General features: G+C 67.9%; 25 protein-coding genes and 1 pseudogene. 16 read left to right on the top strand and 10 right to left on the bottom strand.

Annotated elements, in window-relative coordinates; translation table 11 throughout:
* The first annotated feature begins 1,069 nt into the window (after positions 1-1,069).
* Both G3I17_RS30875 and G3I17_RS41210 read left to right on the top strand, forming a co-directional pair.
* On the top strand, positions 1,070-1,627 hold the full coding sequence (locus tag G3I17_RS30875) for a hypothetical protein (RefSeq protein WP_164601153.1): 558 nt from the start codon (positions 1,070-1,072) through the stop codon (positions 1,625-1,627).
* Positions 1,628-1,638: 11 nt separating this feature from the next.
* Positions 1,639-1,731 (top strand): annotated as a pseudogene (locus G3I17_RS41210) (arsenate reductase family protein); the annotation flags it as partial.
* Positions 1,732-2,118: 387 nt separating this feature from the next.
* Here G3I17_RS41210 and G3I17_RS30870 read toward each other — a convergent pair.
* Both G3I17_RS30870 and G3I17_RS30865 read right to left on the bottom strand, forming a co-directional pair.
* Entirely contained in the window at positions 2,119-3,270 is a 1,152-nt protein-coding gene (locus G3I17_RS30870) for a pyridoxal phosphate-dependent aminotransferase (RefSeq protein WP_164601152.1), read from the bottom strand.
* A gap of 97 nt (positions 3,271-3,367) precedes the next feature.
* Positions 3,368-5,377: a glycosyl hydrolase family 28-related protein gene (locus G3I17_RS30865; RefSeq protein WP_343238473.1), complete on the bottom strand. Its 2,010-nt coding sequence runs from the start codon at positions 5,375-5,377 to the stop codon at positions 3,368-3,370.
* Between the two features lie 146 nt (positions 5,378-5,523).
* Here G3I17_RS30865 and G3I17_RS30860 point away from each other — a divergent pair, with 146 nt between their 5' ends.
* Positions 5,524-6,390 carry a DMT family transporter gene (locus G3I17_RS30860; protein WP_164601150.1) on the top strand — a complete coding sequence of 289 codons (867 nt, stop codon included), beginning with the start codon at positions 5,524-5,526 and terminating at the stop codon, positions 6,388-6,390.
* Here G3I17_RS30860 and G3I17_RS30855 read toward each other — a convergent pair.
* The 3 genes from G3I17_RS30855 to G3I17_RS30845 all read right to left on the bottom strand — a co-directional run bounded on the left by G3I17_RS30855 (position 6,387) and on the right by G3I17_RS30845 (position 8,418).
* Complete coding sequence (locus G3I17_RS30855) at positions 6,387-6,827, bottom strand: VOC family protein (RefSeq protein ID WP_164601149.1); 441 nt, start codon at positions 6,825-6,827, stop codon at positions 6,387-6,389. The two genes, G3I17_RS30860 and G3I17_RS30855, sit on opposite strands and share 4 nt — an antisense overlap.
* Before the next feature lie 45 nt (positions 6,828-6,872).
* Complete coding sequence (locus G3I17_RS30850; RefSeq protein WP_164601148.1) at positions 6,873-7,601, bottom strand: FCD domain-containing protein; 729 nt, start codon at positions 7,599-7,601, stop codon at positions 6,873-6,875.
* A 112-nt stretch (positions 7,602-7,713) separates the two neighbouring features.
* Positions 7,714-8,418 (bottom strand): pyrimidine 5'-nucleotidase, encoded by a 705-nt coding sequence (locus G3I17_RS30845; protein WP_164601147.1) that lies wholly within the window; start codon positions 8,416-8,418, stop codon positions 7,714-7,716.
* A gap of 53 nt (positions 8,419-8,471) precedes the next feature.
* On the opposite strand from G3I17_RS30845, the gene G3I17_RS30840 reads away from it, so the two are divergent.
* Together G3I17_RS30840 and G3I17_RS30835 are read left to right on the top strand one after the other, a co-directional pair.
* A complete protein-coding gene (locus G3I17_RS30840) occupies positions 8,472-9,239 on the top strand; it encodes an SDR family oxidoreductase (protein WP_164601146.1) in 768 nt (255 codons plus the stop codon).
* A gap of 84 nt (positions 9,240-9,323) precedes the next feature.
* Positions 9,324-10,115, top strand: a complete 792-nt coding sequence (locus tag G3I17_RS30835) for a hypothetical protein (RefSeq protein WP_164601145.1) — start codon at positions 9,324-9,326, stop codon at positions 10,113-10,115.
* On the opposite strand, the gene G3I17_RS30830 is transcribed toward G3I17_RS30835, so the two are convergent.
* Complete coding sequence (locus tag G3I17_RS30830; RefSeq protein WP_164601144.1) at positions 10,108-10,968, bottom strand: SDR family oxidoreductase; 861 nt, start codon at positions 10,966-10,968, stop codon at positions 10,108-10,110. The genes G3I17_RS30835 and G3I17_RS30830 overlap by 8 nt on opposite strands.
* Before the next feature lie 126 nt (positions 10,969-11,094).
* On the opposite strand from G3I17_RS30830, the gene G3I17_RS30825 reads away from it, so the two are divergent.
* The 3 genes from G3I17_RS30825 to G3I17_RS30815 are packed head-to-tail and all read left to right on the top strand — an operon-like array spanning position 11,095 to position 16,361.
* Complete coding sequence (locus tag G3I17_RS30825) at positions 11,095-11,466, top strand: helix-turn-helix domain-containing protein (RefSeq protein WP_164601143.1); 372 nt, start codon at positions 11,095-11,097, stop codon at positions 11,464-11,466.
* A gap of 21 nt (positions 11,467-11,487) precedes the next feature.
* Positions 11,488-13,971, top strand: a complete 2,484-nt coding sequence (locus tag G3I17_RS30820; RefSeq protein ID WP_164601142.1) for a helix-turn-helix domain-containing protein — start codon at positions 11,488-11,490, stop codon at positions 13,969-13,971.
* A 35-nt stretch (positions 13,972-14,006) separates the two neighbouring features.
* Complete coding sequence (locus tag G3I17_RS30815; protein ID WP_164601141.1) at positions 14,007-16,361, top strand: helix-turn-helix domain-containing protein; 2,355 nt, start codon at positions 14,007-14,009, stop codon at positions 16,359-16,361.
* On the opposite strand, the gene G3I17_RS30810 is transcribed toward G3I17_RS30815, so the two are convergent.
* From G3I17_RS30810 to G3I17_RS30795, 4 genes are all read right to left on the bottom strand, one after another.
* Positions 16,347-17,255 (bottom strand): LysR family transcriptional regulator, encoded by a 909-nt coding sequence (locus G3I17_RS30810; RefSeq protein ID WP_164601140.1) that lies wholly within the window; start codon positions 17,253-17,255, stop codon positions 16,347-16,349. The two genes, G3I17_RS30815 and G3I17_RS30810, sit on opposite strands and share 15 nt — an antisense overlap.
* A 44-nt stretch (positions 17,256-17,299) precedes the next feature.
* Positions 17,300-18,124 carry an aldo/keto reductase gene (locus G3I17_RS30805; RefSeq protein WP_164601139.1) on the bottom strand — a complete coding sequence of 275 codons (825 nt, stop codon included), beginning with the start codon at positions 18,122-18,124 and terminating at the stop codon, positions 17,300-17,302.
* A gap of 62 nt (positions 18,125-18,186) precedes the next feature.
* Complete coding sequence (locus G3I17_RS30800; protein WP_164601138.1) at positions 18,187-19,272, bottom strand: winged helix DNA-binding domain-containing protein; 1,086 nt, start codon at positions 19,270-19,272, stop codon at positions 18,187-18,189.
* Positions 19,269-19,754, bottom strand: a complete 486-nt coding sequence (locus G3I17_RS30795) for an RDD family protein (RefSeq protein WP_164601137.1) — start codon at positions 19,752-19,754, stop codon at positions 19,269-19,271. Before G3I17_RS30795 ends, G3I17_RS30800 begins: the two co-directional genes overlap by 4 nt.
* A 362-nt stretch (positions 19,755-20,116) precedes the next feature.
* On the opposite strand from G3I17_RS30795, the gene G3I17_RS30790 reads away from it, so the two are divergent.
* From G3I17_RS30790 to G3I17_RS30760, 8 genes are all read left to right on the top strand, one after another.
* Entirely contained in the window at positions 20,117-21,088 is a 972-nt protein-coding gene (locus G3I17_RS30790) for an ABC transporter ATP-binding protein (RefSeq protein WP_203590992.1), read from the top strand.
* Positions 21,085-21,918: an ABC transporter permease subunit gene (locus G3I17_RS30785; RefSeq protein WP_164601136.1), complete on the top strand. Its 834-nt coding sequence runs from the start codon at positions 21,085-21,087 to the stop codon at positions 21,916-21,918. Before G3I17_RS30790 ends, G3I17_RS30785 begins: the two co-directional genes overlap by 4 nt.
* A 42-nt stretch (positions 21,919-21,960) precedes the next feature.
* Positions 21,961-23,958 (top strand): hypothetical protein, encoded by a 1,998-nt coding sequence (locus G3I17_RS30780; RefSeq protein ID WP_164601135.1) that lies wholly within the window; start codon positions 21,961-21,963, stop codon positions 23,956-23,958.
* A gap of 5 nt (positions 23,959-23,963) precedes the next feature.
* Entirely contained in the window at positions 23,964-24,140 is a 177-nt protein-coding gene (locus tag G3I17_RS40105; protein ID WP_203590991.1) for a hypothetical protein, read from the top strand.
* Between the two features lie 30 nt (positions 24,141-24,170).
* On the top strand, positions 24,171-24,356 hold the full coding sequence (locus tag G3I17_RS30775; protein ID WP_164601134.1) for a hypothetical protein: 186 nt from the start codon (positions 24,171-24,173) through the stop codon (positions 24,354-24,356).
* A gap of 165 nt (positions 24,357-24,521) precedes the next feature.
* Positions 24,522-24,737: a hypothetical protein gene (locus tag G3I17_RS30770; RefSeq protein WP_164601133.1), complete on the top strand. Its 216-nt coding sequence runs from the start codon at positions 24,522-24,524 to the stop codon at positions 24,735-24,737.
* Positions 24,734-24,919, top strand: a complete 186-nt coding sequence (locus G3I17_RS30765) for a hypothetical protein (protein WP_077018662.1) — start codon at positions 24,734-24,736, stop codon at positions 24,917-24,919. The genes G3I17_RS30770 and G3I17_RS30765 overlap by 4 nt, the downstream gene beginning before the upstream one ends.
* A 133-nt stretch (positions 24,920-25,052) precedes the next feature.
* Positions 25,053-26,960, top strand: coding sequence for a TOMM precursor leader peptide-binding protein (locus tag G3I17_RS30760; protein ID WP_164601132.1), 1,908 nt, complete (start codon positions 25,053-25,055; stop codon positions 26,958-26,960).
* Positions 26,961-26,973 lie beyond the last annotated feature (13 nt).

Here is a 26,973-nt window from a genome sequence, read left to right as displayed (position 1 = left end):
CCGGATCCCGCAATACGGCTGCGCCGTGCCCCCTCCGCCCCGGCTCCGGATCCCGCAATACGGCTGCGCCGTGCCCCCTCTGCCGTGGCTCCGGATCCCCCGATCCGGGGCCGTGCCGCGCCCCCTTCGCACACCACCAGGGGGCTAGCCCGCGTCACGCCCCCGCGCGCGATGGCGGCCTGCCGCTCCTTGACCCCGCCGTCTCGGGGGTTAACCCCTCAGACGGTGGGTTGCCTAGCCAGAAACTCAGGGGGCAACCCGCACTCTGAGGGGTTAACCCCCGAGACGGCGGGTCAAGGTGAGCGTCGCGCTGTCAAGAAGGTCGGCCGGTGACACGCAGCGGCCGTACGGACCGGTCCGCAGCGTGATGGCTGGCTGCTGCCAAGTTGCTGGTCGTCGAAGGTGCGGTCGGCCGAGGCGTCTAGTGCTTCAGCGGGGGTTCGTGGTGGTGGGCGGCGGGCGCGGACGGCCACCACTCACCAACCTGCTGTTTCCGTCCGGGAGCGGGCCTGCGCACGGTGGGCTGGGTGTGATCAGGTGAGGTTGGTGAGTGGTGGCGGTCCGGCGTATCGCGTCGACCGCACGCTGAACATCACGAACTCCGGCGGTAGCACTAGAGACGCTGGGGCAGGGCTGTGGAAGGCGCAGGCGTGGACAGCGTGGTGCTCATTAACCGGTCCGGGGAGGATTTTCGCTGGCGCCCGGGGTGTGCGCCCGGGGCGGATTTTCCCCCGGATCAGAACACACCCCGGATCGGGGGTGAAAGTCTCCCCGGTCGCTGTTCCTCACGGCGCTGTCGCGCGGCTGGCAGTTCGTCGGCGGCCAGTGGTCGGAGAGCGCGTCATGGGCCGACCTTCTTGACAGCGTGACGCTCGGCTTAGCTAACCGACATTGGGGTTAACCCCTCAGACGGTGGGTTGCCTAGCCAGAAACTCGGGGGGCAACCCGCACTCTGCGGGGTTAACCCCCGAGACGGCGGGCGTGAGGTGCGGGGCTGGGGGAGCGTGGTGGTTTTGTGTGGGTCTGGGAGGATCGGGGGAGGACTCGGGTGGAAGGAAATGTGTAGGAGATGAGTGACCAGTACGGCGGAGCTGGTGAGGATGGGCCGGGGCCTTATCAGGGCGCCTTCGGCTCGTCCGGTCAGCAACCTCCACCGCAGCAGCCGCCAGCACAGCAATCGCCGTACGGCGGACAGCCCGGTCCGTATGCGGGTGCCTTCGGGCAGAACCCGTACTCCTCCGCGCAGCTCTCGAGCGCGCCACCCAAGCAGGTGGCGATCGCCAGTGTCATCTCCTTCGCCCTCGGCGGCCTGTGCGTGCTGCTCGGGCTCTTCACGCTGACGTCGGCCGGCTCCGAGATCGCCAAGACCCTCACCGGCGACCCTTCCGCCAAGAACCTGGTCGTCGGCGTCATCCTCGGCACGAGCATCGCCTACCTCCTCCCGGCGTACTTCGTCCGCAAACGCCGCCGCTGGGCCCGCACGATGCTGATCGTCGTCGCCGCCCTGGGCATCGCCGGCGGAATCACCGCCCTCCCCGCCTCCCTCCTTGGCCTGGCCCTCCACGGCACCCTCCTCTACCTGATGCTCCAAGAACCCACCAAACGCTGGTTCGCCGCCCCGCGCTGACGGAGATCTGAATCAACCCGGAATGCTCCAAGTGCCAGTCCGCCACAACAACCCTTGACGAAGCCGGCTTCCCCTACCCAGTCCGCCGCTACCTGGACGCCCCAGCCTGGTTCGAGTCGCGTGCGGCAGCGCAGAACCGGCGGGACCTGAGGCTGGTCGACGGCGCGCGGCAGAAGGGGCTGATTGCGCCCCAACTGTCGGTCGACTTCGCGCAGCCGGATCGAGAGCCGCTCCTTTGGTTGCCCGATGCCATAGCTGGTGCTGTGACGGCCGCGCAGTTGGGGGAGCCGCGGTGGTTGCTCACATTGTCCGAGTCGGTTGATATCCACCAGGTCACCGTGCGCTAGAAAGCGCGAAAGCTGGGCCCCACCGTCCGGAGGGAATCCCAGCTTCACTTCTCCACAAGGAACCCTAGGGAGCTGACGCAAGTCTTGCATGCGGTCGAGTGGGCTGTCACGTCGATTGGCGGGGCAGATGTGGGGCAGATTGGATCAGAGTTTGGTGAGGCGGGTTAGGGCTTCTTCGAGGACTTCGGGTTTTTTGCAGAAGGCCCAGCGGACCAGGGGGCGGCCGGCTTCGGTGTTGTCGTAGAAGACCTGGGTGGGGATGGCTACTACGCCGGTGCGTTCGGGGAGCATGCGGCAGAAGTCGATGCCGTCGGTGTGGCCGAGGGGGCGGATGTCGGTGGTGACGAAGTACGTGCCCTGGGGGCGGTGGACGCCGAAGCCGAGGGACTGCAGGCCGTCGCAGAGGAAGTCGCGTTTGGCCTGCATGGTGGAGCGCAGGGTGCCGAAGTAGTCGTTGCCGAGGGCAAGGGCTCCGGCGACGGCCGGCTGGAAGGGGGCGCCGGAGACGTAGGTGAGGAACTGTTTGGCGGTGTTCACCGCCGTGACCACCGAAGGGCTGCCGGTGATCCAGCCGATCTTCCAGCCGGTCACCGAGAAGGTCTTGCCCGCGCTGCCGATCGAGACGGTGCGCTCGGCCATTCCCTCGTACGCCGTCAGCGGAAGGTGCTGCAGTCCGTCGAAGATCAGGTGCTCGTAGACCTCGTCGGTGATGACGACCAGGTCGTGCTCGACCGCGATCGCCGCGATGCCGCGCAGTTCGGTGTCGTCGAGCACCGTGCCGGTCGGGTTGTGTGGGGAGTTGATCAGCAGCACCTTGGTCCGCGGCGTCACGGCAGCGCGGAGCTCATCGAGATCCAGCCGGAAGTCGGGCGCGCGCAACGTGACCGGCACGCGACGCCCGCCGGCCATCGCGATACAGGCGGCGTACGAGTCGTAGTACGGCTCGAGTGCGATTACCTCGTCGCCGGGCTCGACGTACGCGAGCAGAGAGGCGGCGATCGCCTCGGTGGCGCCGGTGGTGACGAGCACCTGCGTGTCCGGGTCGTACGACAGGTCGTAGAAGCGCTTCTGGTGATCGACGATCGCCTGCCGCAGTGCGGGGATGCCGCGCCCCGGCGGGTACTGGTTCGCGCCACCGCGGATGGCGGCGACGGCGTCCTCGAGCAGCGAGTCCGGCCCGTCCGTATCGGGGAACCCCTGACCGAGGTTGACCGACCCGGTCCGTACCGCCAACGCGGACATCTCCGCGAAGATCGTCGTCCCAAGCCCCTGCAACCGCTGAGCGTGTTCGCGCATGCCCCGACCCTAACCCGCAAGCCGATCGACCGCTGAAAACAGGGGTGCCGTGCGGTGGGGCTGAGGGGGCGGGCCCCACCGCACGGCGGGTTGTGGGTCAGTTCCAGGGGCTCGGAGGTGCCGGGGGAACCACCGGGGGACGGTCTTCGCAGTGGCCGGGAGCGCCGGCGTCTGCTGTCCAGTTGCCGTCGTTGCCGGTGCCGACGAGTCGTACGTCGAACTCCGGCGTGCCGGTGAAGTGGAAGGTGCCGCAGTTGTTGACGAACGGCGCACCCACGTTGCGGGCGTCGACGTTCTCGAAGGTGGCCCAGCCGCCGACCCGGGCGTTCAGCACGTTGGTGCCGGTGCCGTCGACCTTGATGTTGCGGAAGGCAACGTTCGTCAGCGCGTAGTCGTCCTTGACCGGCCAGTCGACGACGAACATGAACGCGTTGTACGTCGAGTCCAGGAACGAACTGTCCGTGACCTCGATCTTGCCGGACATGTTCGACTGCAAGGCGTAGAGCCAGATCGCGCCCAGCCCGAGATCCCAGTTGAGATCCCGCGGCCCGCCGCGCACCGTCGTGTTGCGCGCGAACGACAGCGTCCCCTCGAACGGCGTCGAACCGAACCTCGACCCGGCGTGCAACGTGCTGCCCTCGCGAATCGGGTCAGCCACCAGGTTGTCCGTCACCGCATTGTCCCGACCGCCGTAGATCGCGATGTTGTTCGCCAGTACCGGCGTCTGGACCGTGTTGTGGTCGTACACGTTGTCGTGGTTGACCAGCCCCTCCGCGTTGGCCTCCGACCACATCGCCAACCCGTCGTCACCGGTGTTGCGGACGAAGTTGTTGGTCGCCCGGACGTGCGAGACGCCCAGATGCAGGTTCATCCCGTCGGCGACCGCGTCGGTGATCACGTTGTTGCGGATCAGCAGCCCGCTCATCGGCCCGTCCAGCCAGATCCCGACCTTGGTGTGGTGCAGGTAAAGGTTCTGGATCGTCGACCCGCCGCCGATCGCGCCGCCGACGCCGTTCACCTGGTCGGTGTCGATCCGGTCCCGGACGTCGCTCTCGATCGCGAAGTCGGACAGGTGCACCTTCGTGCTGCCACCGTCCGCGGCGTACTTGCCGTAGAAGCCCGGCGCGCTGTGCACCGAATTGTCGGGAGCGGGCTGTGCGAGCGGCAGCACCTTGCCCTTGATGATCGTCCACCAGTTGCCGGCGCCCTGGACGGTGACCTTGTCCACGATGATGTGCCGGTTGACCTGGTACGTGCCCGGCGGGATGAAGACCGTCCAGCCGAGCTTCTTCGCGACCGCGATCGTGGCGTCGATCGCGGGTGCGGCGTCTCGCTTGCCGGTCGGGTCGGCCCCGAAGAGCCTGACGGACAAGGACTTCGCGGGCTGCCGTAACGGTTGGGCGACGAGCTCGAAGTCCGCGACGTCGAGTACCGTCCAGGCGGCCGTAGTACCGGCCGGGAGCTGGAAGCGGACCTTGTCGCCGGCCTTGTAGGTCTTGCCGAGCAACAGTCGCTGCTCGTCGTAGAAGTGGTTCGGCCGGAACGGCTTGGTGACCGGGTCTGGCTCGGGCTTCCACCAGCCGGGGTTCGGGTCGACGTTGGGGTCGTTGGAGAACGGATACATGCCGTACAGCCACGAGTACTCCGACGTCAGCGTCATCGTGTTCGTGCGCTTGCCGTTCACCAGAACGTCAAGCGGGGAACGCAATCCGCCACCCGACGCGCTGTCCGGGATGCTGTAGCGCAGGGTCAGGGCGTTGGCCGGTTTGGAGAGCGTGAACTCCACGTACTGCCCGGCCTGACTCAGCCGTACGGCGGTGCGCCCCGAAGCCTCGGCGGGTAGGGAGTAGGCCTCGCGACCGGGGCCGAGCTTCTCGCCATTGGTGGCGGCGTTCTCCGCCTCCTGCTCGATGAAGGGCACGGTGGCGCCGCGGCCCTGCACCAGAGCAGGGTCGAGCCCGGCCCGCGTCACCACGGGGGCGGTTTGCGGTGGATGGCTGGGGTGGGTAGTGGACGTGGCGGCGGCAGAAAGACCTGGAACTGCGAGCAGGGCGCCGACGACGGCGCCGATCACCGCCGGGCGGCGGCGAAAAGGAAGGTGGGACACAGGCGACATCCCCTCGAACTCACGGCCGCCCCACAGGCGGTGCCGTACTGAGCCCGGACATTACGCATGACGACGTTTCTCTGCAAGATCCCGACAGATGAAAGAAAATTCCGCGCAAGACCCGCGACTCGATACGATGACACGCCTTGAATATCCACGCTCTGTCCCTCGTCCTGACCGCCGCCGTCCTGCACACCGGGTGGAACTTCGCCGCGAAACGAGTCCGCCATGGCGGCGCGACCTTCGTCTGGGCCTACTACACGGCCGCCGCCGTTCTACTGCTCCCGGCGCTGGTCATCAGCTTGCTCACGACGGACGCGCGGCCGCACTGGAACTGGCTACTCGCCGCTGCCATCACCGCGGTACTACATGTGGCCTACGGGATCGTCCTGCAACGCGGGTACGACGTAGGCGACCTGTCCGTCGTCTACCCGGTCGCGCGGGGGACCGGCCCACTGCTGTCAGTACTACTGGCTGTGCTCCTACTGAACGAGCGCCCAGGACCCGTCGGCCTCGCGGGTGCGGGGCTGATCATCATCGGAGTCCTCACCATCAGCACCGGTGGCGCCAAACTCGCCCGCCGTCCAGCTGTCCGAGCGGGCGTCCTGTACGGCGTAGCGACCGGCGCGCTGATCGCCGGCTACACCCTCTGGGACGCGTACTCCGTGACGACTCTCGCTGTGCCGCCGATCATCTACTTCGCCAGCGGCTCCATCCTGCAGAGCGCGATACTCACGCCGAAGGTGCTCCGCAACCAGGACCAGCTACGCCTGCTCTGGAAGGAGAACTGGCGCGAGGTCTGCATCGTCGCCCTGCTCTCGCCGATCGCCTACCTGATGGTCCTGTTCGCGATGCGCCTGGCACCGGTCAGCCTCGTCGCCCCCGCCCGCGAAGTGAGCATCGTCCTCAGTGGACTGGCCGCCTGGCTGGTCCTCGGCGAGCCCGGCGCCCGCCGACGCCTACTCGGCAGCGCCGTAGTACTAGCCGGCATCGTCGCCATCGCTCTCGCCTAGCTGAGCTGCTCGGCGAGTGCGACGATGATCCCCTCGGGGCCGCGGAGATAGCAGAGCCGGTAGCTGTCCTCGTACTGGGCCAGCTCGCCGACGAGTTCGGCGCCGTGAGTGCGCAGGCGGGCGACGACGTCCTCGATGTCGTCGACGGCGAACATGACGCGATGCATGCCCAGCGTGTTGTGTGGCGGGTTCCGCGGCCCGGCGTCGATCGCCGCGGGGGTCTGGTACTTCGCCAGCTCGAGCCGGCTGTGGCCGTCCGGGGTCCGCATCATCGCGATTTCGCATCGGATGCCGTCCAGTCCGACGGTGCGGTCAGCCCAAGCGCCCTCGATCTGCGCCTGACCCTCCAGTTCCATCCCGAGTTCCCGGAAGAACGCAATCGCGGCCTCGAGGTCGCCGACGACAATGCCGACGTTGTCCATCCGCTGAATCGCCATGGTGGTTCTCCTTTCGTCGCGCAACCTGTCGTGGCCGCTGTGTAACTAGGACGAAGCGGGCGCTGCCTTCTCGACGTCCGGAAGCAGGACTTGTGGATCCGGACGGAGGGCGCGGAGCCAGAGTTCGGTCTGGGCGATGTGGGCGGAGGCGGCGGTGGCGGCTGCGGCTGGGTCGCGGTGGGTGATGGCGGCGAGGATCGCGCGGTGGCCCCGGTCGCTGGCCTGCTTGATCGCGTCGAAGTCCGCGCCCGGCTCGAAGATCCGGTAGTGCCCGCCGCGGCCGCGGATCACCCCGGTCAGCGCGGTCACCGTCGGATTGCCGCCCGCAGTACAGATCGCGCCGTGGAACTCCGCGTCCAGCGCCTGGATCTCCGCCGCGTCGGTGGTCGCCTCCAGCCGGTCGAGGATGTCGCCCAACTGCTCGCCCAGCGACGGATCCTGCCGGGCCGCGGCCGCCGCGGTCGCGTGCGCCTCGAGGACGCGGCGTACTTCGAGCAGCTGCAGAACCCCTTCGAGCGGGATCAGCTCGACCGAGAGCGAGAACCGGCTGATGATCTCGGCCGGGTCCAGTGCGGAGACGTAGGTGCCCGAGCCGTGCCGCGACTCGATCACGCCCAGCGCCGCGAGCGAGCGAGCCGCCTCGCGCAGGGAGCTGCGGGAGACCCCGAGGTGGTCGCAGAGCTCGGGCTCAGGCGGGAACTTCTCGCCGGGCCCGAGCTCGCCGGACGCGATCATCTGCCGCAGACCGGCCAGCGCCTTGTCCGTCGCTGCCATCAGCACCTCCCCTGTGAGAACACCCCTCAGAGAGTAAGTCCTCAGACCACTTGCGGCCAGAGCACCGTCAAACCGTGATCGACCGGCTTTGCGAGACCCAACTCATCAGATGTCAGCGCAAACCCTCAGCCGTTGTCAGGGCGTGGAGGAAGGCTGGGAGGTTCCAGACCCGCCACCGTCGCGGTCCGATCACCTCGTACCAGCTCTGCCCCGCCTCGTCGTCCCGATCAGGTTCCGCGGTACCGGGCGCCGCCTCGCCGCCGACGTGAATCGTCGCCATCCCGAGCTCTTCCGGCACCGTCAGGTTGACGGCCAGGTCGTCGAAGAACGCGGCGCGCGTGGGGTCGATGGAGAACTGCTCGACGAACCGCCGATAGCTCTCCGGGTACGGCTTCGGGATCAGCTGACCGGCCAGGATGTCGAACACGCCGTCGAAGTGCTGCCCCAGCCCGAGCCGGGGGAGGGCCTGCTCCGCGTGGTACGCCGATCCGTTGGTGAAGACGAACTTGCGTCCGGGCAGCGCCGCGATCGCCTCGACCAGCAACGCGTCAGGGCGGAGTACCGAGTAGTCGAGGCGCTGCTCGAAGGCCAGTACTTCGTGGGCGTCGAGGCCCTCGGTCGTCATCAGCCCGCGCAGCGTGGTGCCGTGGGCGGCGATCAGCTCGGCCTGGATCCGGCGGGCGCCGGCCTCGTCGGTACCGAAGTGCTCGCTGAGGTAGCCGCGGATCCGCGACTGCATCTGCTCGGCCAGCCCACTGCCCGGTGCGTACAAGGTGTCGTCGAGGTCCAGCACCCAGGTGTCGACATCCGCGAACATCCCACCACGCTAGTGACAGACTGGGCCTCGTCATCGACGGGAGGACTGAAGCTGTGGCGACCGCGCTCATCACTGGACCCACCGCCGGGATCGGGCGGGCCTTCGCGGACAAGCTCGCGATCGAGGGCTACGACCTGGTGCTGGTCGCGCGCGACGAGGCGCGGCTGAAGGAGGTCGCCGCCGAGCTGACCGCGTTGCACGGCGTCGCCTGCGAGGTGATCGCGGCGGATCTGACCGAGCCCGGCCAGCTCGCCGTCGTCGAGGAACGCTTCCGCACCGGGCCGATCGAAGTACTGGTGAACAACGCCGGCTTCGGGCAGAAGAAACCCTTCTGGGCGAACACGATCGAGGTCGAGGAGAAGCAGTTCGACCTGCTCGTCCGCGTCGTACTGCGACTCACCCACGCCGCCGTCCTGCCGATGATCGAGCGTGGTTCCGGGGCAGTCGTCAACGTCTCGTCGGTGGCGGGCTTCTTGCAGCGCGGCAGTTACAGCGCGCACAAGTCCTGGGTGACCAACTTCTCCGCCGGGCTCGCGATCGAGCTGCACTCGCGCGGGGTCGCGGTGATGGCGTTGTGCCCGGGGTTCGTGCACACCGAGTTCCACGAGCGGATGGAGATGGACAAGACGATCATCCCGTCGTTCATGTGGCTCGACGCGGTGGACCTGGTCGACGCGGCCTGGGCCGACCTGATGGCCGGCAAGTCGATCTCGATCCCGTCCCGGCGCTACAAGCTGATCTCCGCCGCGGCCCGCTACATCCCGCGGACCCTGATCGCCCGGCTGTCCACCATCGGCCTGGACGGCCGCCGCCGCGCCTGACCCGGTAAATCCCCCGGCAACCAAAGCGTTCTCGCTAGCGTCCATCACAGCACAGGGTTCGTCGGCGAGAAGGTGGGTCGGAACATGTCCGTACGGGGACGCAAACACGCACACCTGGCCTCGGTGGCGACGATGGCCCTCCTTTTAGTGGCCTGCGGCAACGACACCAAGCCGTCCGGGAACGGCGCACCGGCCGGTACGCCGACGGCGAAGGTCGTCACCAGCGGCATACCAACGACGCCGCAGCCCCCCAGCCCGCTCCCGCCCAAGCCTTCGACCAAACCGAGCGGCAACCCGACGCCGGGCCCGACCAACGCGCCGACTCCCTCACCCAGCAAGCCCGTCAGGCTGACCACCGCGATGCTGCTCACCGGCCCCGAGCTGGCCAAGGCCGACCCGAAGCGCGGCTGGATCGCCACCGGCGGTTCCGCCAGTACGCCGATCTGCGGCCGCGGCTCGACCCGCGGCGACAACCCGCTCGGCAGCCTCAGCCGCAACTTCACCACTGACCTCGACGCCTCCGGCGGCCAATGGCTCACCCGGTACTCCGATGCGAAGGCCGCGCGCTCGGCGTACGACAAGATCCTGAAAACTCTCAAGTCCTGCAAGGCCGCCGTCCCGGCCGCCACCCACGCCCGCAAGATCACCGAGAACCGCGCCCTGCCTCTCGGTGACGCAACCCAGATCCTCCGCTGGTACGACTACCCGCTTCCCTCGGATCCTGGCAGCGAGGACGGCGGCTTCCCCTACGCCGTCACCCTCAAGGGCAACCTGATCAGCGTCCTGGCCTTCGGGGAGATGGGCCCCGGCATCAAACCCGCCAACTTCGAACGCATCACCCGCTCAGCCGTCGCCCACCTGCCGGCCGCTAGCTGAGCAGCTTGGTGATGGTGGTGGCGATCGGGGTGGTCGGGCGACCGATCAGCTGGGAGAGGGTGTTCGGAGTCGCGCTGAGGGCGCCGGCGGTGGTTTGGGTGTCGATGTCGGCGAGGACCTCGGCGAAGGCTTCGGGGATCCCGGCGGAGAGCAGGCCGGCCAGCAGGTCGTCGTGGGAGATGACCTGGTGGACCACGGGCTTGCCCGTCTGGCGGGAGAGTTCGGCGGCGAATTCGGCGAAGCTCCAGGCCTCGTCGCCGCCCAGGTCGTAGGCCTGGTCGAGGTGGCTGTCGGTGGTCAGTACTACGGCCGCAGCGGCGGCATAGTCCTCGCGAGTGGCCGTGGCAAGACGGGCTTCGGGGCCGGCGGCGTTGACGATCGCGCCGGATTCGATGGCGGCGGGGATGTCGCGGACGGCCAGTTCGGAGTACCAGTTGTTGCGGAGGAACGTGGACGGGACGCCCGAGTCGAGGATGAGCTGCTCGGTGGCCTGGTGGTCCGCGCCGAGCAGCATCTTGTTGTTCGGGCCGCCGAAGATGCCGGTGTAGGCGAGTTGGGCGACGCCGGCCGTCTTGGCTGCGTCGATGACGGCGGTGTGCTGGGGGATGCGGCGGCCGGGCTCGCTGCCGGAGATCAGCAGGACGCGGTCGCCGGCGCTGAAGACGTCGGCGAAGGAGGCCGGCTCGTCGTAGTCGGCGATAGCGATCTTGACGCCCTGGGCCGCGAGGTCGGCGGCCTTCTCCTTGGTGCGGGCGACGGCGGTGATGCCGTCGGCCGGTACGCCCGCGGCCAGCAGGTCGGCGATGACGAGGCGGCCGAGCTGGCCGGTGGCGCCGGTGATGACGATGCTCATAGTGAAGTGCTCCAGGGAGTAGAAGATTGTCTGGCACTAACTATATGATGGGTACTGTCTTCACAGAAGTACCAACCTTGAAGTAAGGTACTAATCTTCAGGTAAGCATAGGAAAGGCGAGCCGCCGTGACCGACACCTTCGTGCCGAACGTCAACCGGGTCGACTGCCCGTCCCGCGGCATCCTCGAACACGTCACCAGCCGCTGGGGCGTGCTCGTACTGGCCGCCTTGCTGGAGCGGTCGTACCGTTTCAGCGAGCTGCGCCGGCACGTCGGTGGCGTCAGCGAGAAGATGCTCGCCCAAACCCTCCAGGCCCTCGAACGCGACGGCTTCGTCCACCGCGACGCCAAGCCCGTCATCCCACCCCGCGTCGACTACTCCCTCACCCCACTGGGCCAGGACGTCGCCGCCCAGGTCCACGCCCTGGCCCACTGGGTCGAGTCCAAGGTCGATGATGTTCTCGAGGCTCGTACTACGTACGACGACACCCGCCCCTGACGCCTTGGAGCCAAGCTCGTCATGCCCGCCGCCCCGACCACTGATCTCGCCCGCCTGCTGCGTCGCTTCCGCGCGCGATCCGGCCTCACCCAGGAGGCTCTCGCCGCAGTCACCGGTCTGAGCACGGAGGCGATCGGCGCTCTCGAGGGAGGGCGCAGGCGCCAGCCGCGGCCGACCACGATCGCAGTGCTCGCCAAGGCGCTCGATCTCTCGGAGGACGAGTCGCAGCTCTTCGAGCGAGCTGCCCGTCGTCCGGTTGCGGGCAGCCTTCAGCTCCCGGCGCCGATCGCCGACTTCACCGGCCGGTCCAGCCAGCTGGACGAGTTGGTTCAGCTGCTGCGTTCGCCGTACGCGGCCTCGCCTGGCGTCGTCATCTCGGCGATCGGTGGGATGGGTGGGATCGGCAAGACGACGCTCGCGGCGCAGGCCGCTCAGCAAGTGGTGGACGAGTTCCCCGACGGCCAGTTCTCGGTGAATCTGCATGGTGGCAGCGCGAAGCCGCTCAGTACTGCGGACGCACTCCGCATGCTGCTGCAGGCGCTCGGAGTACCGCCGACTGGAACTGACGATCTGGAAGAGACAGCAGCCCGGTACCGATCGGCGCTGGCCGGCCGACGAGTGCTGTTGCTCCTGGACGACGCGACGAGCGTTGACCAGGTACGCCTTCTGATGCCCGGTACGCCGGGAACTGCAGTCGTGATCACCAGCCGACAGCAACTGGCCGCCTTGCCAGGCGTCCGACGGCTCGACCTCGACGTGCTGACGGAACCCGAAGCGCTACAGCTGCTCGGAGAGGTCGCCGGCCACCACCGCGTCATCGAGGAACCCGACGCCGCACGCGAGGTGGTTAGCCGTTGCGGGTTCCTGCCGCTGGCGATCCGGATCGCGGGCCAGTCCGGCCGTACCGCCAAAGGTCTGCAGGGCCTGGTAGCCCAGCTCACCGAGGAGGGCGACCGGCGAGCACTGCTGACCGGCCCGGGTGCGGGAGTGAGCCGCAGCATCCTGGTCTCACTCGTCCAACTAGAACGCAACGACCACCCAGAGGATGAAGCAACCGCGAAAGCCTTTCCGAGGCTCGCACTTTTCGACGGCGATCATTTCCCCCTCCGGGCAGCGGCCAAGATCCTCGGCAAGTCCCTCGACACAACAGAGGCGATGCTGGAACGCCTGGTCGACATCCATCTCCTGGAGACTCCGGCTCCTCAGCTCTACCGGATGCACGACCTGGTCCGCGACGTCGGCCGCGCCCTCGCCCGTACCGAGCTCAGCGACTCCGAGCTGGCCGAGATCCACGAGCGGGAGCTGACCTGCTACCTGGGCGTGTTGTCGCGCTTGGGCGAGATGGTCGACTACCCCGACCTGTACGGCGCACGGGGCGAGCGACCTTGGTCCGCCGGCGCCGAAGACCTGATCGACCGCGAGGAAGTGGTCAGCTGGCTCCGGGACGAGCTGCCCAATCTCGTCCGGCTCATCCGGGTGGCGGCCGGCGGTGACGCGGCCGAGCGACTGACGGCGGTGCGGATGGCGCTTGGCATGCCACGGATCTCGACGGCTCTGATGCGCTTCGGCGAAGCGTATACAGCCGCGAGGACAGTCGTGCGAATTCCTGTCGAGCTGGACCCGCGCCTCGAGGCCGGGCGGCTCTATCAGATGGGGTTCATGGAAGCGAGTCTCGGACTGTACGAGGCCTCAGTCCCCTGGAAGGGAGAGGCGTTGCCTCTGGCCAGAAAGCTGGAGGACCCGACTCTGCTGACGGTTTGCCTGATCGATCTGGGGTATGGCCTGGGCCGAGCTGGACGGTCGGCGGAGGGGATGCCCTACGCGGAGGAGGCGCTCGCCCTCATCGAACGCCACCGGATTCACCGGTTCGAGGTCGGCGCCAACGTGGCCGTCGGCGCGCTGGCGGGCTGGCTCGGTGACCTGGAGCGGCAACGAGCAGCCTTCGATCGGGCAATCTCCCTGATGCCGTCACGGTCGGCGCTCGGACCGTCGGCCGCACATCGCTCTCTGATCGGACGCTCCTTGCAGGAGGCGGGACAGTACGAAGCGTCGTTGGAGGTGTTGAACGGCGCGCTGGCAGACGCCCGGGCGGCGAAGCTCGAGATCACCGAGGCGGACCTCCTCAGAGAACTCGGCTGTACCTACCTGGAGCTCGGCGACTGGCCGAAAGCCCACGAAGCGCTGGCATCCGGACTGGAGATCGCCCTGCGATTCCCATCTGACTATCGCGAGCCGCCGTTGCGGCACTACCTGGGCCGGGCCTTCGCGGGCCTCGGCCGGCCGGCTGAAGCCCGTCGCGAATGGAAGCAGGCGCTGACGAAGTACCGGCAAACGGCCGATCACCGGACCGAAGAAGTTGTAGAACTCCTGGCAGGGCTAGAAGGTGACCGGGAGGGTGGTGGCGGTCTTGAGGAGGGCCGCGGTGGTCGCAGCGATGAGGGGGTGGTCGATCCAGGCCCGGCGAGTGGCGGCGAAGACCCGGCGGACCGGGGTGGGATCGCATGAGTTCGACGAGTTCGGCGGGGAGATCGAGTGCCGGCGTGGCTGAGCTGCTTCGGCGGTTTCGGGTGCGGGCCAAGCTGACTCAGGAGGCGTTGGCCGAAGCGGCGGGGTTGAGTGCGCGGGCGATCCGGGTCCTGGAAGGTGGTCAGCGTAGGTATCCCCGGCGGACCACGCTCGATCAGTTGGCCGCAGCGCTTGAGCTTTCGGCTGATGAGATCCAGTTGCTCGAGGTGGCGGCGCGACGGCCAAGTGTCACCGATCACCTTGGGATTCCGCGCCAGGTCCCCGCGGGGATCGCCGACTTCACCGGACGCACCGAGCAACTCGCCCAGCTGATCGAGGTACTGGGCATACCTCTCGCCGTTGCGCCGGCGGTGGTCGTTGTCGCGATCTCGGGGATGGGCGGAGTCGGCAAGACCACTTTGGCAGTTGAGGCCGCTCGCCAAGTCGCCGACGAGTTCCCAGACGGCCAGCTCTACGTGAACCTCCGAGGCGGCAGTGAGCCACGGAGTACTGCGGATGCTCTGCTGGCGTTGCTCCAATCGCTCGGAGTCCAGCCGGTCGGGACCACGGACGTGCAGGTCCTTGCGAAGCATTACCGGACTGCTCTCGCCGGTCGGCGGATGCTGATCGTCCTCGACGACGCTGCCGGCGCCGCCCAAGTCGTCCCGTTGATCCCCGGGACGTCGAGTTCGGCGGTCGTCATCACGAGCAGACAACGCCTGTTCGAACTGCCGGGAGCCCGTCACCTCGACCTCGACGTCCTGCCGGAGCCCGAAGCCATCGCACTCCTCGGCGAGGTCGTGGGGTCTGCCTTGGTCAATCAGAACCCGGCGGCGGCGCTACAAGTCGTCCGGAGGTGCGGACTTCTTCCGCTGGCCATTCGCATTGCAGGTGGCCACAGCAGCAAGACTGCAGCCGGGTTTCTGCAACTGGCCGCAACGCTGGCGGATGACTCCGGTCGTTTGGATGCGCTGACCGGCTCAGGTCGCGTCGTGAACCGCAGCGTCGCAGTGTCGCTGGCAGCTCTGTCTGTCGGCAATGCAGTCGATGTCGCGGCAGCCGAGACCTTCCCGCTGCTTGCGTGCTTCGACGGTGACTGGTTCCCGCTCCGGGCTGCGGCCAAGGTCCTCGGTAGGTCGATGGACGACACCGAGGACCTGCTCGAACGCCTGGTCGACCTCCATCTGCTGGAGACTCGCTCCCCCTATCGCTACCACCTGCATGACCTGGTCCGGGATGTCGGTCGTGACCTCGCCCGCACAGTTCTGAGCGAGGCTGCCCTGGCCGACGCCTTCCATCGCGAGCTGGAGTGCTATCTCGCCATGCTGTGGCGCTACGCCGAGTTGCTGGGGGTCGTGGATCTCTATGGCTCCTGGACCGCGACCTCATGGTCGGCCGAGGCCGCGGATCAGACCGATCCAGGTCAGGTACTCAGCTGGCTGGAGGGCGAGCTTGCCAACCTGGTCAGGTTGGTTCGGGCGGCTGCTGCAGGCGATGAGGCCGAACGCCTGGCTGCCGTTCGCCTTGCCCTGGGGATGCCGCGACTGGCCCGCACTCTGATGCGTTTCGCCGAGGCCTATGACGCGATGTCGGCGGTCGTGACGCTTCCGGTCGAGCTGGACATCAGCCTCGAGCAAGGACGCCTCTACCAGATGTCTTCCGTCAGCGGTGCTCTCGGCCTCATCAGAGAGTCCTTGACCTGGGGCGAACAGGAGCTGCCACTCGCACGCGCGATCGGCGAGCCGACTCGGCTGTCGGCGTCGCTCGTCGACCTTGCGGAAAACCTGGGGTTTGACGGGCGAGCTGCCGAAGGCCTCCGCTATGCGGAAGAGGCGCTCAGTCTCGTCGTCGATACCGGCGCATCGACGAACGAGGCCGGCGCCAACCTCGCGGTCGGAATCCTGGCCGGTCAAATGGGCGACCTGGCGCGTCAGCAGGCGATGTTCGCCCGGGCGATCGAGCTCTTGCTGGCGACTAGGCCGGTCAGTGCTGCTCTTGGCTGGCGGCTGATCGGCGTTTCCCTTCGGGAAAGCGGTCAGCACAAGGCTGCGTTGACGGCCTTGAACAGTGCAATTGAACTAGCCCGGGGAGCGAAGACCGAGGCTCTGGAAGGGACTGCGATCACCGAGATCGGGGTGACTTGGTTCGAGACGGGAGACTACTCGAAGTCCTGTGACGTCCTGGCCGAAGCTGTGGCAATCGCGGTTCGCCACCCGCAAGAACATCAAGAGGCGAGACCGCGGCATCAGCGGGGCAGGGCATTGGCCGAACTCGGGATGGTTGCCGAGGCACGCCTGGAGTGGGAGAAGGCGATCGCCTTGTACGAGCGGATCGCCGATCCGCAGGCTGACGAGGTGCGGGGATTGCTGGCCGGGCTAGCCCAGCGGTAGCGCGGCGGCAGTTTTGCGGAGGGTGTCGATGGTGGCCCTGATCAGGGGGTGATCGGCACGGCCGGCGCGGATTGCGGCGTAGACGCGGCGGGTGGGGGTTGGGGGCGTGAGGGGGCGGAGTACTGCGGTGCCGGGGTTGGGGAGGGCCAATTGGGGGACCAGGGAGACACCGGCGTCGGCGGCCACTAGGGCGGCTACTGCTGTGTAGTCGTCGGAGTAGTGGGCGATTCGGGGAGCGAAGCCGGCTTGTTCGCAGGCCAGGAGGACTACGTCGCGGATCGGGTTACCGGTTGACGTCATGATCCAGTCGTCGCCGGCCAGGGTGGTGAGATCTACCTGATCGACCGCGGCCGCGGGGTGGCCGGCGGGGAGGATCGCGGCGAAAGGCTCGGCGTACAAGGGGATCCGGGTCAGGCGTTGGTCGTCGGGGCGCGGTGAGCCGCGGTGTTCGACGGCGATGGCCAGCTCCACTTCGCCGTCCAGGAGTTGGGTGATCGCCTGATGGCCTTCGGCGTCTCGTACGGCGAGGTGCAGGCCGGGGCTGGTGGCTCGCAAAGCGGCGAGGGAAGGCGCCACCAGGAGGCTGATCGCCGTCGAGAAGGCCGCTATCCGTACTTCGCCGGTGGTGCCGTCGGCGTGCAGGCGCATGGCGTCCTCGGCGCGTTCCACCTCGGTGAGGATCGTGTCGGCGTGGGTGAGGAGGAGGCGGCCGGCGGAGGTGATGGCTACCCGGCGGCCGCGGCGCTCCAGGAGTTCCTGGCCTACTTCGGATTCGAGGGCGGCCAGTTGCTGGGAGACGGCTGACGGGGTCAGGTGGAGGACCTCGGCGGCCGCGGTGACGGTGCCGTGGTCAGCAAGTGCTCGCAGGACTCGCAACCTGCGTACTTCGATCACGGGTTCAGCTTCGCACAAGCCAGCGCCGATCCGCGCGCGCTGCCTCAGTCGATGCTGTCGGGGTCACCGCCCGTACGAACGCCCGTCTCGAGGTCGGCGATCGCGGCCATGTCCTCGTTGTCGAGCGCGAAGTCGAACACGTTGATGTTCTCCGCGATCCGGCTCGGCGTCTTCGACTTCGGCAGCACCACGTTGCCCAGCTGCAGATGCCAGCGGATCGCTACCTGGGCAGGCGTCTTGCCGTACTTGGCTCCGAGCGCCTTCAGCGTCGCGTCGTCGACCAGCCCACCCGAGGCGAGCGGGCTCCACGCCTGCGTGACGATGTCGTTCTCGGCGTTGAACGCGCGCAGCTCGTCCTGCGGCAGTTGCGGGTGCAGCTCGATCTGGTTCACCGCCGGGCGCAGGCCGGTCTCGTCGAACAACCGTTGCAGGGCAGGGACATGGAAGTTCGAGACGCCGATCGCGCGCACCCGCTTGTCGGCGTACAGCTGCTCGAACGCCTTCCAGGTCTCGACGTACTTGTCCTTCTTCAACGACTGCCAGTGGATCAGGTACAGGTCGACGTGGTCGAGGCCGAGCCGTTCGAGGCTGGCGTCGAACGCCGTCAGGGTGGAGTCGTACCCCTGGTCGCTGTTCCAGAGTTTGGTGGTGACGAAAAGCTCGTCGCGCGGCAGTCCGGCGGCGGCGATGGCGCGGCCGACGCCCTGCTCGTTGCCGTACACGGCGGCCGTGTCGACGTGCCGGTAGCCGGCCTCGAAGGCCGCCTCGACGACGCCGGTGACGATCCCGTCCTCGACCTGCCAGACGCCCAGGCCCAGCTGCGGGATCTCGACGCCGTTGTCCAGGGTGATCATGGGGACTGTGCTCATTTGTCTATTCCACTGGCAGCGGCGGCTCCAGCACAGTCATCCGACGTGTGACAACAACCTCATCAACTGGCCGTAACCAGCTCGTAGGTCTTCGCATCGGGCTCCAGGAAGCGCAACAACGCGGTCCCTTCACGCTCAAGCTCGGTCGCCGTCTTCTTCAGCGTCCGGCCGAACGGGGTCAGCGTGAGAGTGGCCACACCACGCTTCATCTCCGCCGTCCACATCCCGGCGACGAGTCCGTCCACCAAGTACGTCGACTTCACCCGCAGATTCTTCGTAAACACGGCTGGACGGTACTCATCGGCAATGATTCGTTGGCGTTTCGCGTGTGCCAGCAGCAGATTGTCGAACTCAGGCAGGAATCTGACCGGCGCGACGGTGTCCTCGGAGGGGCGTGGCGCCCCCGGTACGTCGTACAGGGTCTTACCGCTCTCGTCGGTGAAGACCTCGAGGTCCATCGAGTCGAACAGCTGCTTGGCCCTCGGCAGTCCCGACCAGGTCTGGAAGTCCGCCGGGCCGGCCGGCCCGAACGCCTCCAGATATCGGACGACCAGCTCCTCGGGTGCCGCGCTCCGCCGCAGCTTCTTGCCGATCCACTGCTCGGCCGGCGTGAATCGCGCGTTGGCGGTCCATCCCCAGCGGGTCTCGGCCGGGGAGATGATCAACGGCACCATCATGCGCGTGCAGAACCCGAGAGCCCGGTAGTTCACCTCCGGGAACTGCGCCTGCAAAGCGTCCCGCACCTCGGTGAACGTCAACGGCTCCACCGCCAGGAGCTGCCGAGCTGCAGCGGCCACCTTCTCGGGCTCCAGCCCCGCGGCCCGGTCTCCGAGCAGTTTCAGCCCCGCCTCGAGCACCGGGTTGAGCGTCGTCCGGAAGCGCAAGTAGTCCTCTGCGGTGACCAGATGCAAGGTGCCGCGGAAGAGCGTCGCCCGCACCACCTCGCGCGCGGCGGCCGCCGCAGTCAGATCAGCATCGGCAAAATCGGAAAGCCGCGACCACAATCCGACGTACGGGTGTTTGGGCTCCTGCCCCTGCATCCCCGCAAGTCGCTCAACGGCCTGCGCAACGGACAGGTCGCTCCGCTCCAGCAGAAGCTGCCGGGCGAGCGTCGCGCGGTTGATCGCCCGGGGGCTGAGGACAGTCATGCAGAGGTGACGCGGGTACGGGCGACGTGATCGGGATAGGTGCGACGGCCGCGCACGATGGCGGCCGCCTGCAGCCCGAGGGCCAGGTAGGCGCCCGCGGCGAGCACGGTGCCCCGCCGGGTGTTGTCTGCCCGGAACTCCCAGACGGCTTGATGCCCCAGTTCCCAGGGCAGCGCCGTTTTGAGCAGCGATCGGGTCAGAGCCTGGGAGTACGAGGGCGGTTCCGCATTCGTGTCGTCACGCAGCGTGAGACCCATTGCTCGCTTGCCGGGCGATCCACCGGCCGCTTCGGTGGCCGCGAGGACGGCGCTCAGAGGCATCGTCAGCCCCACCGCGACCAGCACCCGGACCTTGGTCGCCGAGGGCTGCGGGAGTGGTCGCCGGCGGTACCGCAGCGCCGTGAGAGCGGCCAGCAGGCCGAGGGGTGCGGCCATTGCCGCGTAGTCGATTGCCGTGGCAAGGCCGCGCCGCGCAGTCAGCATGGCCCGAGATTACACGACCCGGCCCGGCCGCCAACGGTCATTTGAAACGCCTGCCGGATTCCGATTAAAACGATGGTTTTGGTGCTATTTCAAGGACAAATTGTCACCGTGTGTTCATTGGCCCCGGGCAGGTAATCTTCCTGGGATTTCCCTTGCCTGGTTGACGTTCTGTAGCGAATCTGAGCAGTCGAAAGGATGATCTCGCCGTCCGGCAATTGTTCTGTTAGCCTCAGGGCCCGGCTTCTGGGGAGCCGAATTAGCCGAGTTCGGACGACGCTCGTGACGGCCTGGTGGGGTTGTCGTGAGGGTGCTCGGTGAGTTCCCTCTGTTGACTGCAACAACAGACCCGGAAGGCAGGTTTCGTGACCACCGAGATTGCTCCGTCGCGCCCCGAGAACACTGTCACTGCCGCCGCCGTCCAGGTCAGCGGTGTGCGGAAGGCGTTCGGCAAGGTCGCTGCGCTGCGCGGTGTGAGTCTGGAAGTGCTTCCCGGTCAGGTCTACGGACTGCTCGGCCCCAACGGCGCCGGGAAGACGACTTTGCTGCGGATCCTGCTCGGCCTGGTCCGCCCGGACGACGGCTCGGTGACCGTGCTCGGACGCCGTCCCGGTACGCCGGAAGCGCTGCGCCAGGTGGGTGCGCTGATCGAGACCCCCGCGTTCATCCCACACCTGACCGGCCGGACGAACCTGCAGGTACTGGCCAGAGCCAGGGGACTGTCCGACGCCGAGGTCGACCGGGTCCTCGAAGTCGTAGAGCTCCGGCATCGTGGTGACGACAGGTTCGCCGGCTACTCCCTCGGCATGGGCCAGCGGCTCGGCGTCGCGGCCGCGCTGCTGGGTGGTCCGTCGCTGCTGATCCTGGACGAGCCGACCAACGGCCTCGACCCCGAAGGCGTCGCCTCGATCCGTGCGCTCGTCCGGAGCCTCGGTGCGGCCGGCACCACCGTCCTGTTCTCCTCCCACCAGCTCGGCGAGGTCCAGCAGATCTGCGACCGGGTGGTGGTGATCGACCGTGGTCTGGTGATCGCCGACGACACCGTGACCGCGATCAGGGACCGCCCGGGAAGCGTCGCGCTCGACGTCTGGGCGACCCCGGCCGACCAGGCCGGCCGGCTGCTCGCGGAGTACACGGGCCAGACGCCTGCCGAGACAGGCGATCCAGGAGATCGGCACTGGCACTTCGATGGCGCCCCGGACGACATCCCTGGGCTGGTGCGCGCATTGGTTGCCGCAGGCATCGATGTCCACGAGATCCGGCGCGAGCGCCAGACGCTGGAAGGCGTCTTCTTCGCCCTCACCAAGCACGACGACGAGCCGGCGGAGGAGTCATGATCAACGCGGTCGCCTCCGAAGGCCTGTTGATGCGCAAGCGGTCGGCCCCGCTGATCGTCGGGATCACCTGGATCCTGATGGTGGTCGGGTTCGCCTTCGTCGTCCCGTACATCATCTACAGCGTTCTCGACCCGTCCGACGCGAGCCGGGGCGAGTTGCTCGACATCCTGCTGCCCAACGCGGTCGCCGCCACCTCGCTGAGCAGCTATCCCTTGTTCGGCGGCGCGATCATGCTCATCCTGGGCGTCCTGGTGACAGGTTCGGAGTACCGCTGGGGCACCTGGACCGCACGGCTCAGCCAAGGGCCGGGCCGGGTGCAGGTGCTGCTGGCCAAGCTCGTCGTCGGCGCGATCGCCACGACGGTGATCGCATTCGCCGCGGCCGTCGCCGCGGTCGCGGCCTCCGCCGTGATCGGCGCGCTCGAGGGACGCTCGGCCGACTGGCCGTCGATCGGCGCGCTGGCCGGTTCGCTCGGCGCGGCGGCGTTGATCTCGGCGGCCTGGATGAGTGTCGGCGCGGCGCTCGGCGTGATCTTCCGAGGTACGACGGTCGCCCTGGCCGTCGGTCTGTTGTGGACGCTCGGCCTGGAGAACGCGCTGTCCGGACTGGCCGGGATCCTGCCCGGTATCGAGCCCGTCCGCACCGTCCTGCTCGGATCGGCCAGTGGCTCGCTGGTCGCCGGGATGGGTGCGCCGACCCAGAGCGACGGCGGGACTCCCGGCGTCGTCGACTACCTGAGCACCCCCGCGGCCTGTTTCGTCCTGGTCGCCTACATCGTCGTGAGCACCACCGCTGCCGCAGTACTGATCCGGCGGCGCGACATCACCTGACTGACAGCTCTGTCCGCTGCCCTTCCGCCCCGAGGAGCGACCGTGACCAACCCGCCCGATGAACTCGTCCGTCCCCGGATGCGCCAGGACGTGGCCTTCCTGGAGACGCTCGACGGTGTCTACGTCCGTGGTGCCGACGGCCCCTTCGTCATCCGGGGCGCCGGTGCCTACCGGTACCTGTCGGCCCTGCTGCCCCACCTCGACGGCAGCAACTTGCTGACCGAGATCGTTGCCGGACTCCCGGAGGCGCACGCCGGAGCGGTGAAGTCCCTGCTCACCACGCTGGCCTCTCGCGGCGTCGTGCTCGACGGTGCTGGTGCCGTGGTGGACGAAGAGACGCGGGCGAAGTTCCCTGGTCAGGTAGCCCTGCTCGAACATCATGGCGACGACGGCAGCGGTTTCACTCGGGTGGCGGCCGCCCGGGTGCTCGTGATCGGCGAGGATCCCGAAGCCACTGCCACGCTGGCGACTGCGTTGACCGCCAACGGCGTCGGCTCTGCCGCCGAGGGTTTCGTCCGGGCTTCCTCAACCCTGGACGCCGAAGAGGCCGATCTGGTCTGCCTGCTGGCGCTGGACGGCCCGTCGCGACAACTGTTCTCCCTCGCCGAGCAAGCAAGACAAACCAGTACTGCGTTCCTTCCCGTTGTGAGAGTTGGCGACCAATTGGTGGCCGGCCCGTGGCAGGGCCCGGTCTCGATCCAGTCGGCGCTCCTACGCATGAGCGACAACGAAGTGCCCGGAACCGCAGACCTCTGGCAGGCAGCCGTCACCGGCCCGTCGGCCGCACCGGCCAGACCCGCACTCCCCGGAGTCGCAGCCACGATGCTGCTCAACATCACCGGCTTCGAAATCTTCAAACACCTCTCCAGCAGCATCCCCTCAGACCTGGACGAGACCGTCATCCTCGTCGACCCGGCTCGCCTCACCGTCCACACCGAGCACGTGATCGCCCACCCCGCTGTCGAGCCGGTCTCAAACCCGGAAACGTCAGCAGTCACAGGAGATGGGGTCGAGGGTGCTTACCGGCGGTTTGATCCGGTGGTGGCTGATGCGGTTGGGGTGATGCGGCGGTTTGATGATGATGCGGTGCCGCAGATTCCGGTGAAGACGGCGGTGCTGCTGGCTCCGGCGGCCGATGCTGCTCCGCTCGTGACGTTCGGCGTTGAGACGGTGCTGGAGGCGAGGTTGGCCGCGCTGGAAGCGGCTGCGGTTCGGTATGCGCTCAACCTGCACAGGCGCTGCTCGTTGCTGTCTCAGCCGGCGTCGGACGCGGAGTACGTAGTACCGGAGCGGTTGGAGACCTGGCTAGGTGTCGGGCCGGCTCGGCCGGTGGCGACGGCAGCGGTTGAGGTAGGGACTGGTGTGCCGCTGGCTGTCGAGCGGGCGGCAGTGCTGGCCGGGCCGTTGGACTGGAATGCTGCGGAGTTCGAGCCTGACCTAGGCGGCCTTGCCGCTGCACCGACTGTTGCCGAGGCGACTTCTCGTGCACTGGCGGCGGCGGCTGGAGCTGCTGCTGTCGCCGCTGTGGCGCGCGGTGAGCTGACAGTTGTGCCTGTTCCTGACGAACTGATCGAGCGAGCCCTCGATCCACAGCAGTATCGCCGCTTGATGATCCTGGTCCGCGAACTCACCGCCGCCGGCGACCGCGTCACCTTCCAGCTGGGGCGAGGCGTGGTCCCCGTCGCAATAGTTGCCATCAGCAACGGAGCGGGAACGGTGCGGCTGGCCCGCGCCGCGAGCTCCTGGGTGGCGGCGGCCGAGTCGGCGCTCCTCACCGCGGTCGGCGAACGCCAGCTCGCCGGTACGCCGTTCGCCCGCGCCGACCACCGACTAGGCCTGGACGCCGACCTCGGCGGCCTACGCTCAGCCGGCCCGGACGCCGAGGCAGCCGACCTGACCAGCTCCACCACCGACGCCCAGATCCTCTCCAGGCTGGCCGGCGCGGATGCCGGCCGCCGGGCCGCCGCGGTTGACCTGACTCCGCCTGATCTCGTCGGCGTTACCGCGATCGTCCGGGTCCTGCTCTTCGGGAGGAGGTGATCACCATGGCGCTCTGCGAAGAGCTGCTCGTGCTCGAGACGGCGACGTTCGAGGTCGAGGACATCAGCGACCTCGGCCAGGACGCGCTCGGTTGGTGCAGCTCGAGCTGTGCCTGTTCCAGCTGCACGTCCTGCAGCACCTCGGGTTGCTGCTCGTCCAGCACCAGTACCAGTAGCAGCTGACGACCGTCCCCCTGCCGTGAAGGAGTCGTGATGACCGATCTGACCGCTGAACTGCTGTCGCTGGAGACCGCCACCTTCGAGGTGGAGGAAATCGCCGACGTCGGCATGGATGCCGCGAGCTGGTGCAGTTCCAGCACCAGCACGTCGAGCTGTTCGTCCTGCAGTACGTCGAGCTGCTGCGGATGCTCCAGCTGCAGTTGCAGCAGTACCAGCTGAGCCCGGTACTGCCTCCCCAGGTTCCGCCGCCTGCCCGGGCGGCGGCCCCACCCGCCCAGGAAGGAGGTGAATCACCATGGCGCTCCGCGAAGAGCTGCTCGTGCTCGAGACGGCGACGTTCGAGATCGAGGACATCATCGATCTCGGCCAGGACGCTGCCGGTTGGTGCAGTTCGAGCTGTTCGTGTTCCAGCTGCTCGTCCTGCAGCACGTCCAGCTGCTGCTCGACCAGCACCAGCACCGGGTGCGGCGGCGGCTGACCGCCGTCCGCCCACCTCAGTGGTACGGCGACGTCCCCAGCACGCCGTCGGCACGGTACGACCAGTTCCGCCCAGTCGCGGCTGACCAGCCGCGCAGAAAAAGGAAAGGAAGACCGCTATGAGCACTCAGTCGCTCGGCCTCGAACTGCTCGACCTCGAGGCCGTCACCTTCGAGGTCGACGAGATCACCGACCCGTCGCTCGACCTCGCAGCCACCAGCTCGAGCTGTTCCTGCTCCAGCTGCTGCTCCTGCAGCACCTCGAGCTGCTGCTCGACCAGCACCAGCACCTCCAGCTGCGGCTGACCGCCGAGCTCGTGTGCTGAGCCTAGTGAGCTGAGCCTCGTGAGCTGAGTGCTGCGGGCCAAGGGCCCTGGTCCGCAGCATGTTCACCCCTCCCGCAACCACCCCGCCCCGGACCACTAAGGAGCAGCATCCAGTGACAACAGTGGAAGAGACAACGACGGCTCCTCAGATGGTCACCAGCGTTGGTACTTCGATCGCCGCGTTGCTGCCGCCCGGTCCGGCGCTGACGCTGGACGTCGCCGTCCTCGGCCTGCCCGGTCAGGAGGAGCGGACCACGATCGGCCCGCCGGACACCGCCGCCGAGGTCAGCATCCGGATCTACGCCGGCACCCTGGTGGTTGCCGCGACACCAGGCGGCGACGGCCCCTGCCCGACCTGTTTCGACCGTCGCTGGGTGGTCTGCCGCCCGAGCATCGAGCGCCGCATCCTCGACCACCCGCACGGCCTCCTGACCACCGCACCGATCGCTCCGGCCGGCCATGCTCTCGCGGTGGCCGCCATCTTGAGCCGCATCGCGAGCGAGACGGCCGCCGACGGCCCGGCGTACCCGGTGTGGGAGATCGACACCCGTACGGCGAAGGTCGAGCGGTACGGGCTGATCCGCGACTCCTCCTGTGACGCCTGCGCCGAGCCCGAACCCGACACCGCCGACGGCGCCCGGATCCAGCTGGTCTCCACTCCCGCGTCGAGCCCCGGCAGCGGCCGCTCCCGTAAGCCGGAAGACCTCGGGCTGCCGATGGAGGCGCTCGCGAACCCGGTCTGCGGCATGCTCGGCGGGCCCGCGATCCGCGCGTACCACGCCACCGCAACGGCACCCGCGAGTGGGCACTTCGAGGTCCGGAGCAAGTACGGCCTGCACGAGATGTGGTGGAGCGGCCACGCCGAGAGCTACCAGCGCAGCGAGCTGCTAGGTGCCTTGGAAGGTCTGGAACGCGATGCGGGTCAACGGCCCCGCCGGCTTGACGTCGCGCTGCGGGCAACTCCCGCCGAGCTGACCGTCCCGCACGTCGAGATGGAGGAGTGCGGCCTCTACACACCGGACTTCTACGTCGACCATGCCGACAAATATGTGCCCTGGGCAACGAATCCGAAGGTGCCGTGGGTCTGGGGCTGGTCCGTCCGGGACCAGCGCGCGCTCCTCGTCCCCGAGCAGATCGTGTACTACCTCGACCACCGCGAGGACCACAGCAACACCGTGCAGGAGTGCTCGAACGGCTGCGCCTCCGGCAGTTCGGTGACCGAGGCCGTGCTGCACGGACAGCTCGAACTGATCGAACGGGATGCCTTCCTGATCAGCTGGTACAGCGGCCTGACTCCCGTCGAGATCGACCTGGACACCGTCGACAGCCCGCTGGTCCGCCAGATGCGTGCCCATATCGATCTGCTCGGGTACGACCTGCGCTGCTTCGACATCCGCGTCGATCTGCCCGTACCTGCCGTCGGCGCGGTCGCCGTACGCCGTGATGGTGGACCAGGCACGCTCTGCTTCGCCGGGGGAGCCTCGCTGGACCCGGCGGACGCAGTACGGGCTGCTGTCTGTGAGGTGGCGTCCTATGTCACCGGGTTCGAGGACCGGGTGACGGAGAGCCTGGACCAGGTACGGCCGATGGTGACGGACTACCGCAACGTCGGCGAGCTGGCCCACCACGCGTTGCTGTTCGGCATGCCGGAGATGGCCGAGCACGCCCAGCACTGGCTGCGGCAGACCGAGCTGACGCCACTCGACGACGTGTTCGCGAACTGGACCACGGGCCGGGCGCCTGCTACCGATCTGCGAGAGCCGGTGGAGGAGATCGTCGCGCTGTTCGCCGAGCGCGGGATGGACACCGTCGTGGTCGACCAGACCACACCCGAGCAGCTCGCGCTGGGGCTGCGCACGGTCGCCACGATCGTGCCCGGCCTGATCCCGATCGACTTCGGCTGGCAACGCCAGCGGGTGCTGACGATGCCCCGAATGCTGTGGGCGCCGTACCAGGGCGGGCTGACGTCACAGCCACTCACGCCTGAGCAACTGCATCGGGTGCCGCACCCCTTCCCTTGAGCCGCTAGCAGCC

Source organism: Streptomyces sp. SID13031 (assembly GCF_010548305.1).
Classification (GTDB): Bacteria; Actinomycetota; Actinomycetes; order Propionibacteriales; family Kribbellaceae; genus Kribbella.
Note: the sequence above shows the minus strand (reverse complement) of the source record. Positions and strands in the feature narration are given on the sequence as shown.

Excerpts from the sequence above, each read along its gene's own strand:
- G3I17_RS30875 (WP_164601153.1), top strand. The coding sequence starts at position 1,070 with ATGAGTGACCAGTACGGCGGAGCTGGTGAGGATGGGCCGGGGCCTTAT.
- G3I17_RS30870 (WP_164601152.1), bottom strand. The coding sequence starts at position 3,270 with ATGCGCGAACACGCTCAGCGGTTGCAGGGGCTTGGGACGACGATCTTC.
- G3I17_RS30855 (WP_164601149.1), bottom strand. The coding sequence starts at position 6,827 with ATGGCGATTCAGCGGATGGACAACGTCGGCATTGTCGTCGGCGACCTC.
- G3I17_RS30850 (WP_164601148.1), bottom strand. The coding sequence starts at position 7,601 with ATGGCAGCGACGGACAAGGCGCTGGCCGGTCTGCGGCAGATGATCGCG.
- G3I17_RS30845 (WP_164601147.1), bottom strand. The coding sequence starts at position 8,418 with ATGTTCGCGGATGTCGACACCTGGGTGCTGGACCTCGACGACACCTTG.
- G3I17_RS30835 (WP_164601145.1), top strand. The coding sequence starts at position 9,324 with ATGTCCGTACGGGGACGCAAACACGCACACCTGGCCTCGGTGGCGACG.
- G3I17_RS30830 (WP_164601144.1), bottom strand. The coding sequence starts at position 10,968 with ATGAGCATCGTCATCACCGGCGCCACCGGCCAGCTCGGCCGCCTCGTC.
- G3I17_RS30820 (WP_164601142.1), top strand. The coding sequence starts at position 11,488 with ATGCCCGCCGCCCCGACCACTGATCTCGCCCGCCTGCTGCGTCGCTTC.
- G3I17_RS30805 (WP_164601139.1), bottom strand. The coding sequence starts at position 18,124 with ATGAGCACAGTCCCCATGATCACCCTGGACAACGGCGTCGAGATCCCG.
- G3I17_RS30800 (WP_164601138.1), bottom strand. The coding sequence starts at position 19,272 with ATGACTGTCCTCAGCCCCCGGGCGATCAACCGCGCGACGCTCGCCCGG.
- G3I17_RS30795 (WP_164601137.1), bottom strand. The coding sequence starts at position 19,754 with ATGCTGACTGCGCGGCGCGGCCTTGCCACGGCAATCGACTACGCGGCA.
- G3I17_RS30785 (WP_164601136.1), top strand. The coding sequence starts at position 21,085 with ATGATCAACGCGGTCGCCTCCGAAGGCCTGTTGATGCGCAAGCGGTCG.
- G3I17_RS40105 (WP_203590991.1), top strand. The coding sequence starts at position 23,964 with ATGGCGCTCTGCGAAGAGCTGCTCGTGCTCGAGACGGCGACGTTCGAG.
- G3I17_RS30775 (WP_164601134.1), top strand. The coding sequence starts at position 24,171 with ATGACCGATCTGACCGCTGAACTGCTGTCGCTGGAGACCGCCACCTTC.
- G3I17_RS30765 (WP_077018662.1), top strand. The coding sequence starts at position 24,734 with ATGAGCACTCAGTCGCTCGGCCTCGAACTGCTCGACCTCGAGGCCGTC.